The organism is Pseudomonas sp. BF-B-15 (assembly GCF_019946675.1).
GTDB classification, from domain to species: Bacteria; Pseudomonadota; Gammaproteobacteria; order Pseudomonadales; family Pseudomonadaceae; genus Aquipseudomonas; species Aquipseudomonas migulae.
The window spans coordinates 1-11,765 of record NZ_JAGYFZ010000079.1; the positions used below are offsets into that span (position 1 = coordinate 1).

At 60.5% G+C, this 11,765-nt stretch carries 11 protein-coding genes; 8 read left to right on the forward strand and 3 right to left on the reverse strand.

What is annotated here, in order from left to right:
* Positions 1–188 precede the first annotated feature (188 nt).
* The 6 genes from aldA (at position 189) to KGA97_RS21845 (ending at position 7,270) form a co-directional block, all read left to right on the forward strand.
* A complete protein-coding gene (gene aldA, locus KGA97_RS21820) occupies positions 189–1,613 on the forward strand; it encodes an aldehyde dehydrogenase (protein ID WP_223481487.1) in 1,425 nt (474 codons plus the stop codon).
* An 84-nt stretch (positions 1,614–1,697) separates the two neighbouring features.
* A complete protein-coding gene (locus KGA97_RS21825) occupies positions 1,698–3,017 on the forward strand; it encodes an MFS transporter (protein ID WP_223481477.1) in 1,320 nt (439 codons plus the stop codon).
* Position 3,018: 1 nt separating this feature from the next.
* On the forward strand, positions 3,019–4,236 hold the full coding sequence (locus KGA97_RS21830) for a mandelate racemase/muconate lactonizing enzyme family protein (RefSeq protein WP_207286503.1): 1,218 nt from the start codon (positions 3,019–3,021) through the stop codon (positions 4,234–4,236).
* 161 nt (positions 4,237–4,397) lie between these two features.
* Positions 4,398–6,005, forward strand: coding sequence for a GMC family oxidoreductase (locus KGA97_RS21835; protein WP_223481478.1), 1,608 nt, complete (start codon positions 4,398–4,400; stop codon positions 6,003–6,005).
* Between the two features lie 112 nt (positions 6,006–6,117).
* Entirely contained in the window at positions 6,118–6,525 is a 408-nt protein-coding gene (locus KGA97_RS21840; RefSeq protein WP_223481479.1) for a response regulator, read from the forward strand.
* 76 nt (positions 6,526–6,601) lie between these two features.
* Positions 6,602–7,270, forward strand: coding sequence for an HAD-IA family hydrolase (locus tag KGA97_RS21845; protein ID WP_223481488.1), 669 nt, complete (start codon positions 6,602–6,604; stop codon positions 7,268–7,270).
* 109 nt (positions 7,271–7,379) lie between these two features.
* Here the strand turns inward: KGA97_RS21845 and KGA97_RS21850 are convergent, their stop codons facing one another.
* Both KGA97_RS21850 and KGA97_RS21855 read right to left on the reverse strand, forming a co-directional pair.
* Positions 7,380–8,009, reverse strand: a complete 630-nt coding sequence (locus KGA97_RS21850) for a methyltransferase family protein (RefSeq protein ID WP_223481489.1) — start codon at positions 8,007–8,009, stop codon at positions 7,380–7,382.
* Positions 8,010–8,373: 364 nt separating this feature from the next.
* Positions 8,374–9,318, reverse strand: coding sequence for a GlxA family transcriptional regulator (locus KGA97_RS21855; protein ID WP_223481480.1), 945 nt, complete (start codon positions 9,316–9,318; stop codon positions 8,374–8,376).
* A 124-nt stretch (positions 9,319–9,442) separates the two neighbouring features.
* Here KGA97_RS21855 and KGA97_RS21860 point away from each other — a divergent pair, with 124 nt between their 5' ends.
* Together KGA97_RS21860 and KGA97_RS21865 are read left to right on the forward strand one after the other, a co-directional pair.
* A complete protein-coding gene (locus KGA97_RS21860; protein ID WP_192496274.1) occupies positions 9,443–10,234 on the forward strand; it encodes an SDR family NAD(P)-dependent oxidoreductase in 792 nt (263 codons plus the stop codon).
* A 102-nt stretch (positions 10,235–10,336) separates the two neighbouring features.
* Positions 10,337–11,266 (forward strand): pyridoxal-phosphate dependent enzyme, encoded by a 930-nt coding sequence (locus KGA97_RS21865; RefSeq protein ID WP_008034623.1) that lies wholly within the window; start codon positions 10,337–10,339, stop codon positions 11,264–11,266.
* Positions 11,267–11,335: 69 nt separating this feature from the next.
* On the opposite strand, the gene KGA97_RS21870 is transcribed toward KGA97_RS21865, so the two are convergent.
* Entirely contained in the window at positions 11,336–11,653 is a 318-nt protein-coding gene (locus KGA97_RS21870) for a DUF2388 domain-containing protein (protein ID WP_008043507.1), read from the reverse strand.
* Positions 11,654–11,765: the final 112 nt, after the last annotated feature.

Sequence of the window (11,765 nt, forward strand, 5' to 3'; positions counted from 1 at the left end):
GTCAGTCAACATTGATGTTGCCTGATACTCCGCCTTCGCGGGCAAGCCTCGCTCCTACAGGGGCGCGTACCGTTCACATGGGTAACCTGCATTTTTCGAATGTTGCACCGCTCAATAAATCGTTTGTTCAACCCGCTCCGGATGCCAAGACTGCAAGCACTGGATAAAAACAACGATGGGCGATGCACATGCGACTCGAGCGAAATTTTGTAAACGGTCACTTCATTGAACCTGCCAGCGAAGCGCTGATCGCGGTGTACAACCCCGCGACTGAAGTGCTTTTAGGTCATGTTTCAGCGGCCACCGCCGATGAAGCGACCCACGCGGTCGACGCTGCCGCCACGGCCCAGAAAGTCTGGGGCAAGCTCACCAGCATCGAACGCGCCGAACACCTGCGCTCGTTTGCCGATGCACTCGATGCCTGCGCCGAGAGCATTGGTAAGGCGCTGGCCGCCGAATCCGGCAAAAGTGTCGCCGACGCCAGCAACGAAGCTCGCTACGCAGCACAAATCACCCGTTATCACGCCGAATGGGCGCGCCGCATCGAAGGCGAGATCATTCCCAGCGACACCCCGAACGAAAACCTGTTCCTGCACCGCGAGCCGATTGGCGTGGTCGCGTGCCTGATCCCGTTCAACTACCCGGTCTACACCTTGCTGCGCAAAATCGCCCCGGCGCTGATTGCCGGCAACACCGTGGTGGTGCGCCCGAGCAACAACACGCCGATCTCGGCGTTCGAAATCGCCAAGGCTGTGCAGCAATCCGCAATGCCGGCGGGGGTGATCAACATCCTGACCATGGATCACGCCACCGCTGCTGCCGTTTGCACGCACAAGGCCGTGGGGTTGATCACCCTGACCGGCAGCGTCAACGCCGGGCGTATCGTGCTCGACTACTGCAAGGCCAACATCGCCAAACCGTCGCTGGAGCTGGGCGGCAAGACCCCGGCGATCATCGAGGCCGACGCCGATCTGGAAAAAGCGGCCAGCGACATCATCGCGTCGAAGACCACGCACTGCGGCCAGTTGTGCACGGCGGTCGAGCGGGTCTATGTGCAGGAAAGCGTCTACGAGAAATTCCTTGGCCTGCTGAAAGAAAAAATCAGCGCCGTGGAGTTCGGCGATCGCGCCCTGGATCCCGCCTTTATGGGGCCACTGGTCAACGCCAGTTCGCAGCAAAACATCCACGCCATGGTCGAGCGCGCTGTCGCCGACGGTGCTGTACTGGAAACAGGCGGTTTTATCCCGCAAGGCAAAGGCCATTTCTACCCGCCGACCCTGCTCAGTGGTTGCCGTCAGGACATGGAAATCATCCAGGAAGAAATCTTTGGCCCGGTGCTGCCGGTGCTCAAGTACCGCGACATCGACGAAGCGCTGGCCATGGCCAACGACCATCAGTTCGGGCTGTCGTCGGTGCTGTACACCGAGAACTACCGCACCACGATGAAAGTCGCCAACGCCATCGAGGCCGGCGAGTTGTACGTCAATCGCACCCCGGCTGACCCGTATCAGGGCTTCCACGCCGGCTGGAAACGCTCGGGCCTGGGCGGCGATGACGGCAAGCACGGCATGCTCGAATTTACCCAGACCCGTCTGGTGGTCATGAAGTATTGATCCACCCGCAACACGCCTCACGCCACACCCATAAAAACAATTATTTGGGGCGCCCGGACCACCGGGCTGCCCGAGGTCTCACAGATGTCCAAGCCTGCAACCACTGTTGCCGCTGTTCAGGGTTCGAACGCGGGTTCAAAAATCCACAGTGACAAGGGAAGTCGTTACATCCAGCTGATGCTGTTGGTGCTGGCCGCCGGGGCGATCTACCCGATCCTCTATCTGCGCCAGGTCTACCAGACCACCATGCTCGAAGTGTTCCAGATCAACCACAGCGAACTGGGTTATCTGTACTCGATGCTCGGCACGATTTTCCTCCTGAGTTACTTGCCCAGCGGCTGGCTGGCCGACCGCATTGCCCCGCGTTTCCTGATCTTCTTCTCGCTGGTCGCCACCGGTGCCCTGGGCCTGTGGTATTCCACCGCGCCATCGTTGACCGGCTTGATGATCATCTTCGGTTGCTGGGGGCTGACCACCGGCCTGACGTTCTGGGCCTCGGTGCTCAAGCGCGTGAAGATGATTGCCCATCACACTGAGCAAGGCCGGTTCTTTGGCATCCTCGATGGCGGTCGCGGCCTGGTTGAAGCGTTGCTGGCGACCGTTGCGCTGGGGCTGTTTGCCTTCGCCACCGAAACCCGTGGCGAGTCCGCCGCTGAAGGTTTCAAACACGTGGTCTACCTCTACGCCTTCACCTGTATCGCCATCGGCTGTGTGCTGGTGTTGATCAAGGACCCGAAGTCGATGGAAGACACGGCGGCGGTGGAGAAGGGCAAGTACAACCTGCTCAGCGACCTGGCCACGCTGGTGAAAATCCCCGAGTTGTGGCTGGTGACGGCCATCGTGTTCTGCGGTTATCACATCTTCTGGGCCACCTACAGCTTCTCCGATTACCTGCAGGGCGGCGGCATGACGGCGGTCATGGCCGGCACCATCACCACCATCAAGCTGTGGATGCGCCCGATTGGTGGCATCGGCGGTGGCTGGCTGGGTGACAAGTTCTCGAACATTTCGGTGCTGATCGTGGCGTTGTTCTTCGCGACGTTGGCGATGGTCGGCCTGATCGTGTTCCCGGCGCTCAACAGCATGGGCCTGCTGATCGGCACGGTGATCTTCATCGGCCTGATGACCTACGCCATTCGCGGTTTGTACTGGGCGATCCTCGACACCTGCAACATTCCGCTGCGCATCACCGGCCTGGCGATTGGCATTGTCTCGGTAGTCGGTTACTTGCCCGACGCCTTCATTCCCTTGATCAACGGCTACCTCACCGAACATTTCCCCGGTGCCTTTGGTTACAAGCTGTATTTCGGCTACATCGCGTTCGTCGGCCTGCTCGGGACCCTGGCGGCCCTGACCCTGCGTGCCCGAATCAATCGTCAATCTTTGAACAAGACAGGTGCCTGAGATGAAAATCGTCGCCCTTGAAACCCACATTGTTGCCGTACCGCCACCGCACATCGGTGGCATGTACTGGCTGTTCGTCAAGCTCAAGACCGATTGCGGCATCGAAGGCGTGGGCGAGATCTACGCCGCAACCTTCGGCCCGAAAGCCATGCTGCCGATCATCGAAGACGTGTTCGAACGCTACCTGCTCAACCACGATCCACACCACATCGAACGCTTCTTCCGTCAGGCCTATTCGAGCGGTTTCACCCAGCGTCCGGACCTGACCATGATGGGTGTGGTCAGCGGCCTGGAGATGGCCTGCTGGGACATCATCGGCAAAGCGGCGAACAAGCCGGTCTACGAATTGCTCGGCGGCAAGGTCCACGAACGCCTGCGCTCGTACACCTACTTGTACCCGGTCAACAGCAAGGGCGAGTACGACTACGACGACCCGGACCTGGCGGCCGAATGCGCCATCGAGAACATGAACAAAGGCTTCACCGCCGTGAAATTTGACCCGGCCGGGCCGTACACCGCGTACTCCGGGCACCAGATTTCCCTGGAAGTGCTGGAGCGCTGCGAAACCTTCTGCCGCAAGATCCGCGAAGCGGTGGGCGACAAGTGCGATTTGCTGTTTGGCACTCACGGGCAGATGGTGCCGTCCTCGGCGATTCGCCTGGCTAAACGCCTGGAGAAATACGACCCGCTGTGGTTCGAAGAGCCAGTACCGCCGGGCCAGGAAGAGGCCATGGCGCAAGTTGCGGCCAAGACCAGCATCCCGATTGCCACCGGTGAACGGTTGACCACCAAGTACGAGTTTTTCAAGTTGCTGCAGGCTGGCGGTGCATCGATTCTGCAGATGAACGTCGCACGTTGCGGCGGTCTGCTGGAGGCGAAAAAGATCGCCAGCATGGCCGAGGCCTACTACGCGCAGATCGCTCCACATCTCTACAACGGGCCGATTGGCGCGGCGGCGAGTTTCCAGCTGGCCACCTGTACGCCGAACTTCCTGATCCAGGAAAGCATCATGACCTGGGGCGGTTTCCATGCCGAAGTCCTGACCAAACCGCTGCAATGGGAGGACGGCTACATCATTCCGTCCACCGAGCCGGGCCTGGGTGTCGAGCTGAACATGGACGTGGTGCGTAAACATTCGCCATACACCGGTGAGCGTCTGCACCTGCAAATGGCGCCGACCCCGGCGGACGTCAAAGACACATCGCCAGCCAGGGGCTGACAGGAGAGGCCGCAGTTCTCCTGTAGGAGCGAAGCTTGCTCGCGAAAGCGGCGGGCCAGCCAATATCAATGTTGACTGACTCGACGCCTTCGCGAGCAAGCTTCGCTCCTACAAGGGGGGCGCGCGGTTTTTTTGTACAACGACTTACGCGGTAACCGTGCATGACTTATGACTACATCATCGCTGGCGCTGGCGCCGCGGGCTGCATCCTCGCCAATCGGCTCTCGGCCTCGGGGAAATACTCGGTGCTGCTGCTGGAAGCGGGCGGCAAGGACAGTTCCCTGTGGTTCAAGATCCCGGTCGGCTTCGCAAAAATGTATTACAACCCGACCTTCAACTGGATGTACTACAGCCAGCCGCAAAAGCAGCTGAACAACCGCGAAATCTATGCTCCGCGCGGCAAGGTCCAGGGCGGTTCGGGTTCGATCAACGCGATGATCTACGTTCGCGGCCAGGCCCATGACTTTGACGATTGGGCGGCCAACGGTAATGAAGGCTGGGGCTTCAAGGACGTGCTGCCGTACTTCCGCAAACTGGAAAACCATCCGCTGGGCGACAGCGAATACCACGGCGGCAGCGGCCCGATCAGCATCACGCCGATGAAGGGCCAGACCCATCCGATCTGCGATGTGTTCCTCAAGGGCTGCGACGAACTCGGTTACCCACACAGCGACGACTTCAACGGGCCGAAGTTCGAAGGCTCGGGCATCTACGACGTCAACACTCGCAACGGCCAGCGTTGTTCCAGCAGCTTCGCGCATTTGCACCCGGCATTGAGCCGGCCGAACCTGACGGTCGAGCATTTCGCCCTGGTGGATCGTGTGGTGTTCGATAACGGCCGGGCGACCGGCATTTCCGTGACCCAGCACGGCGTTGTGCGCACTTTCACTGCCAACAAGGAAGTGATCCTGTGCGCCGGTGCCGTGGACACGCCGAAGATCCTGCAGCTGTCCGGTGTCGCCGATCAGGCGCTGCTGGCCAGGCACAATATCCCGTTGGTCAAACACCTGCCGGCGGTGGGGCAGAACCTGCAAGACCACTTGTGCGCCAGTTACTACTACAAGGCCAACATCGAGACGCTCAACGATCAACTGAGCTCGCTGTTCGGTCAGTTCAAACTGGGCCTCAAGTACCTGTTCACCCGCAAGGGCGCACTGGCCATGAGCGTCAATCAGGCCGGCGGATTCTTCCGGGGCAACGAGCAGCAGGCCAACCCGAACCTGCAGTTGTACTTCAACCCGCTGTCGTACCAGATCCCGAAAAACAACAAGGCCAGCCTCAAGCCTGAACCGTATTCGGGTTTCCTGCTGTGCTTCAATCCATGCCGGCCGACCAGTCGCGGGCACATTGAAATCGCTTCGAAAAATCCCCGTGACGCGGCGTTGATCGACCCGAATTACCTGAGCACGCAAAAGGACATTGACGAGGTCATTCAGGGCAGCCGCCTGATGCGCAAGATCATGCAGGCGCCGGCACTCAAAAACATCACCGTGGAAGAGGTGCTGCCGGGGCCGGTCGTCGAAACCGACGAACAGATGCTGCAGTACTTCCGCGAAAATAGCGGTTCGATTTATCACCTGTGCGGTTCCTGCGCGATGGGCGCAGACGACCAGCGGTCGGTGGTGGACAAGCGGTTGAAGGTGCATGGTCTTGAGGGATTGCGCATTGTCGATGCGTCGATTTTCCCTAACGTGACGTCGGGCAATACCCATGCCGCCGTGTTGATGGTGGCGGAGAAAGGCGCCGATCTGATTTTGCAGGACGCCTGATTTCGTCGACTCCCTGTATCAAAAATGAATTTCCGCCGAGTCCGCTGCTCATACCTGTAGGCAGCGGATTTGAGCCCGCGAATTCATTCGGCAATCAGGGAGTGGCAAAGTCATGTGTCCAGTATCGACGGCGGGCGAGAACCTTCCAGGCGGGTTGATTCTTGTGGTTGAAGATGACCCGCTGATCCTGGAGTTTCTCTGCGAAATTCTTCAGGAGGAGGGTTTCACCGTCGAACCGCAGATCAGTGCGGATGCTGCGGCAGGTTACCTGGAGCAGCACGCAGACAAGGTGGTGTTGCTGCTGACGGACATCACCATGCCCGGCAAACTCAACGGTGCCGATCTGGCCAATCAGTTCGGAGACCGCTGGCCGGGCAAGCCGATCATGATCATGTCCGGCTTCGAAACGCCGCAGACTTCCGGCGTGCGGCATGAGGTGTCGTTCATCAAGAAACCCTGGGCGCTGGGGCAGTTGCTCGATTGCGTGGAAAGTGCGTTGAAGTCGAAGACGGTTGGCTGAAACAACACGCGGCGGACAAGCCAATGCTACATTGCTCGGCAAAACTCGCCCGGCTCTTGCAAAAGGACGCTCATCCTTGTCAGCTCAACCATCGGTTTTAAACAAGCCTTATCGCGCTTTTCTGTTCGATATGGACGGCACCGTCCTCAATTCCATCGCCGCCGCCGAGCGCATCTGGACCGACTGGGCCTTGCGCCATGGCGTGGATGTCGAGTCTTTTCTGCCGACCATTCACGGCGTCCGGGCCATTGACACCATCAACCGTCAGGCATTGCCGGGTGTCGATGCCGAGGCTGAAGCAGCGTGGATTACCCAAGCGGAAATCGATGATGTCGAGGGAATTGTCGAGGTGCGCAGGGCGGCGGATTTCCTGACGTCGCTGCCGGCCAGCCAGTGGGCCATCGTGACATCTGCGCCCAAAGCGCTCGCGCTTCGCCGGATGGCGGCGGCGGGGATTCCCGAACCTGCAGTGATGGTCACGGCGGAAGACGTCAGCGCCGGCAAACCCGATCCGGCGGGTTATCGGTTGGCGGCCAGGCGGTTAGGTGTTGAAGTGACTGATTGCCTGATTTTCGAAGATGCCACCGTCGGCATTCTCGCCGCGCAAGCTGCAGGGGCAGACCTGTTGATCATTACCTCGACTCACGATCATCCGATCGAAACGCCGCATGCGACGATGGTCGATTATGACTCGGTCACCGTCCAGGTTGACCCCGACGGCCATCTCCGCCTGCTCACCCCCTGACAACACCGCCCCCCTGTAGGAGCCAGCTTGCTGGCGATGGTGTATCAGTCGACATCAATGTGGCTGACACACCATCGCCAGCAAGCTGGCTCCTACAAGGACCGCGGTGTTAATAGAGACCGGGAATCAACCGCCAGCTACGGCTGCAATACGCCTCATATTCACTGCCAAACTGCGTCCGCAGCAGCGCCTCTTCCGCGTGGATGCGGGCAATCAGCGGGATCACCGAACGAAACGCCAGCGCCCAACCCACCGCAATCACCAACGTCCCCAAATAGCTGGGGTTGCGCAAACGGCGATAACTCCCCTCTGTGACGAGGCGATGCCCCGGCTGAATCGCCACCAGTCCGCTGAAGCGCTTGCCCAACACAAACACCGGCCACATGCGCAACGCACCGCCGATGATGAACACCAACGCCCCGAGCCAACGCACGCCTTCGCCGCCGAAGGTCCAGAAGTCGATCCGGTCGGTGTAGGCGGGTAGAAAACCGCTCGCTATCCCGATCACCCCGAAGGCCGGCAGCACCCAGCGATTGGCCCGGTCTTCACGTTCGCCGGAGCTGAGGTTGACCTCGGTGAACAGCGCTGCGACCGTCATCAGCAGAGTCGCCAACACAACCACCACCAGCGCCCCGTGAGAGAAAAAAGCGGCCCACCCGCCGAGCCCCCATACGGCGAGCCCGAGGTAGGCCAGGGTGCTGACAATGGCGAAAAACGCCAGTCTGGCCGAGATCTTCATAGTCACCCCGCACATTCAACGAATACACCATTCATTGTAGGAGCCGGCTTGCCGGCGATGGCGTTCTCAAAATTACCACCTGCCTCAAGGGCCAATCGCCAGCAAGCTGGCTCCTACAAAATTTGTGTGTGACCGAGGATCGCGAGAGACGCCCCGAATCCTGTAGGAGCCGGCTTGCCGGCGATGGCGTTCTCAAAGTCGCCACCTGCCTCAAAGGCCAATCGCCAGCAAGCTGGCTCCTACAAATGGTGCATATAACGGAGGACACGGGGATTGTCCCGAACCCTGTAGGAGCCGGCTTGCTGGCGATGGCATTTTCAAAATCGCCACCTGCCTCAAGAGCCAATCGCCAGCAAGCTGGCTCCTACAGAACCTCGGCTCGGGCGTTGCGGCGAATTACTTGCGGCGGTTGGCCGAAGGCTCTGAGGAAGGCTTCACGCATGCGCCGGCGGTCGCTAAAACCGGTTTCGGTGGCGATCTGATCGAGGGTCAACCGCCCGCGTTCCAGCATCTGTCGAGCCGCTTCCAGGCGCAGGTTTTCGATGGCTTTGGCCGGCGACTGCCCGGTTTCGGCGCGAAACGCCCGGCTGAACTGGCGCGGGCTGAGGCTCGCCACGTCCGCCAGGTGTTCCACCGACAACGTTTCGGCGAGGTGTTCGCGGGCATAACCGAGCACGGTCTGGATGCGGTCGGATTTCGGCTCCAGTTCCAGCAGCGCCGAGTGCTGGGACTGGCCGCCCGCGCGCCGGTGGTACATCACCAGCTTTTGCGCCACGGCGCGGGCGAGTTCGGCGCCGTGATCCTTTTCAACCATGGCCAGCGCCAGGTCGATACCGGCGGTCATCCCGGCAGACGTCCAGATCGAACCGTCAACCACGTAGATGCGATCCTCTTCCACTTTGATCGATGGAAACCGCGCCTGCAGTTCCCGTGCGTACGCCCAGTGCGTGGTCGCCCGCCGTCCTTCCAGCAAACCCGCCTGGGCCAACACGAAGGCACCGGAACAGATCGACGCCGTGCGTCGTGCGGTCTTGATGCTGCCGCGCAGGTAATTCAATACCCCCTCGGGCGCCTGCTCGAGAATGGCATCGCCGCCGACCACGATCACCGTGTCGAACACCCGTTCACCAAACGCCTCGGTGCCAACGCTCAAACCACCGGAGGCGCGCAGGGTGCGGCCGTCTTCGGACACCACACTCACCGTATAAAGCGTCTCGCCAGCGCTGAAGTTGGCGTATTCGAACACTGGCATCGCCGCCAGCGCCATGGACTGGAAGCCTTCAAACACCACAAACGCTACGGAAGTCATTGCCGGCTCCTCAAAAGGATATGTCCTGAAAACGTACTTTAAACGTCATTTGAGACAAGCGTCAGTCAATTTATAACTGTTCACACCCGGCGAACACCTCGCCTCACTGTGAAGGAAACTGAGCATGGCTCTCTCGTCCAAAGGCACCGCCCTGATCACGGGCGCCTCATCCGGCATCGGCGCGGTCTACGCCGACCGTCTCGCCCGTCAGGGGTATGACTTGATTCTGGTCGCCCGCAGCCAGGCCAAACTGAACGCCCTGGCCAATCACCTGAGCAACGAAACCGGGCGTGCCGTGGAAGTGGTCGCCGCCGACCTGAAAAACCGGGCCGATCTGCGCCGGGTTGAAGGCATTCTGCGTAACGACGCCAGCATTACATTGCTGGTCAACAACGCCGGGGTCGGCGCCGTGATGCCGCTGCTGGGCAGCCCGGTGGATGACATGGAAGACATGATCACCCTCAACGTCACCGCGCTGATGCGCCTGGCCTACGCGGTTGTGCCAGGCTTCGTCGCCCGTGGCACCGGAACCGTGATCAACATCTCCTCGATCGTCGCGATTGCGCCGGAAATTCTCAACGGCGTGTACGGCGGGACCAAGGCATTTGTGTTGGGCCTGAGCCAATCGCTGCACCACGAATTGGCGGATAAAGGCATCCGTATTCAGGCCGTGCTGCCCGGCGCCACTGCGACTGACTTCTGGAGCGAGGCCGGCAACCCGGTGGAAAACCTGCCGCAGGAGATCGTGATGTCCGCTGAGGACATGGTCGACGCCGCGCTGGTGGGGCTTGCGAGCGGGGAAGTGGTGACCATTCCGGGCCTGCACGATGGCGAGCAGTGGGATCGTTACGAAGCCCAGCGCAAAACCTTGTCGGGCTTGTTCGGCAACTCCACGGCGGCACCGCGTTATCGTTGAAACAGCAAGCTCGGGCCTGGGTGATCTAAGCTTGGATAAGGACCGTGCAACACCGGCTGGTTGAAGAACTCGACCCGTCGGTGTGCGCCCGAGGAACCCAACATGCTTCACATCAGAACCCCCCTGATCCTGCACCCGGGTTTGTCGACCCCCACTCGGCGGATCTGGCTCAAGCTGGAAAACCTGCAACCCAGCGGCTCGTTCAAACTGCGCGGCATGGGGCTGTTGTGCAGCCAGGCAAAGGCCGAGGGCAAGCGCAAGGTGGTCTGTCCTTCCGGTGGCAACGCCGGTTTCGCCACCGCTGTCGCGGCGGCCAGCCTGGGGTTGCAAGCCTGCATCGTGGTGCCACACACCACCCCGGAAAGCACGCGCGCGAGGATTCGTAAAACCGGTGCCGAAGTGATCGTTCACGGCAAGGTCTGGGACGACGCCAATCAGCGGGCGAAGGAGCTTTCAAAAGGGGCAGACACCGAATATGTGCCGGCCTTCGATCATCCGGTGTTGTGGGAAGGGCACAGCACGATGATCGATGAGATTCTCGAGGACTGCCCTCAAGTCGACACGCTGGTGACGTCGGTGGGGGGCGGTGGTTTGCTGGCAGGTATTCTTACGGGATTGATTCGGCATGGCCGTATGGATTGCCGCATCATCGCCTGCGAAACCATGGGTGCGGCGTCTTTTTCGGCCGCGATCAAGGCCGGGCATCCGGTCAGGCTTTCGCGCATCGACACCGTTGCCACCTCGCTCGGCGCGGCTCAAGTGGCCGCCTGGCCGGTGCAACACATCCTCGATTTTCCTCACCAATGCGTGGTGCTCGGCGATGACGAAGCGATCATGGGCGTGGTGCGTTACGCCAACGATTTGCGCCAGCTGGTTGAACCGGCGTGCGGTGTTTCGTTGGCAATCGGCTATCTGGACCACCCGGCAATTGCCGATGCCCATGACGTGGTGATCGTGGTGTGCGGTGGCGTCAGCATCAACGCACAACTCGTTGCCGGGTGGGCGCGTTCATCCGCTGAAAGCGCAAAGTAGCCGGCAAGCGAAGCAGGGCCGTAAACGCCTGGTCAGGTGTCACAAGCCCCACCGCGAATGTTTCAGCCTTCATTGCCCGGCAGCGGCACCGTCCTGGATCAGAATCGCTCTGGCGAGGTCTTCATCGCTGGCGTTCAGTCCGGGATTGTCCTGGCGGATCTGCTGCATGACCGACTCCAGATACACCCCACGAATCGCACCGCCACTGGCCACGAAGCTGGAGGCATCATCCCGGGCGGGGATCATGAGTTTGTCGTCCTTGAACGTCGAGTACAGCGAAGCGGAAACCCCGGCCGAGGTGGCCACATCGCCCGCATCCACATCCGCGAAAGCCGAGCCGAAGGGTACGCACAACACAAGGGAAGAAATGATGATCAGACGGCGCATGACGGTGTCCTCTGAAAGCGTAATGGAAGTACCACATAATTTAGGATGCGCGGCGGCCGTCAGGAGTTCCTTGCCGCATACACAATCACTTCAATGCGCAGGTTTGGATCCG

What these genes read in the sequence shown, in the direction of transcription:
- KGA97_RS21830 (WP_207286503.1), top strand. Translation starts at nt 3,019, where the DNA reads ATGAAAATCGTCGCCCTTGAAACCCACATTGTTGCCGTACCGCCACCG.
- KGA97_RS21850 (WP_223481489.1), bottom strand. Translation starts at nt 8,009, where the DNA reads ATGAAGATCTCGGCCAGACTGGCGTTTTTCGCCATTGTCAGCACCCTG.
- KGA97_RS21860 (WP_192496274.1), top strand. Translation starts at nt 9,443, where the DNA reads ATGGCTCTCTCGTCCAAAGGCACCGCCCTGATCACGGGCGCCTCATCC.
- aldA (WP_223481487.1), top strand. Translation starts at nt 189, where the DNA reads ATGCGACTCGAGCGAAATTTTGTAAACGGTCACTTCATTGAACCTGCC.
- KGA97_RS21865 (WP_008034623.1), top strand. Translation starts at nt 10,337, where the DNA reads ATGCTTCACATCAGAACCCCCCTGATCCTGCACCCGGGTTTGTCGACC.
- KGA97_RS21835 (WP_223481478.1), top strand. Translation starts at nt 4,398, where the DNA reads ATGACTTATGACTACATCATCGCTGGCGCTGGCGCCGCGGGCTGCATC.
- KGA97_RS21870 (WP_008043507.1), bottom strand. Translation starts at nt 11,653, where the DNA reads ATGCGCCGTCTGATCATCATTTCTTCCCTTGTGTTGTGCGTACCCTTC.
- KGA97_RS21825 (WP_223481477.1), top strand. Translation starts at nt 1,698, where the DNA reads ATGTCCAAGCCTGCAACCACTGTTGCCGCTGTTCAGGGTTCGAACGCG.
- KGA97_RS21855 (WP_223481480.1), bottom strand. Translation starts at nt 9,318, where the DNA reads ATGACTTCCGTAGCGTTTGTGGTGTTTGAAGGCTTCCAGTCCATGGCG.
- KGA97_RS21840 (WP_223481479.1), top strand. Translation starts at nt 6,118, where the DNA reads ATGTGTCCAGTATCGACGGCGGGCGAGAACCTTCCAGGCGGGTTGATT.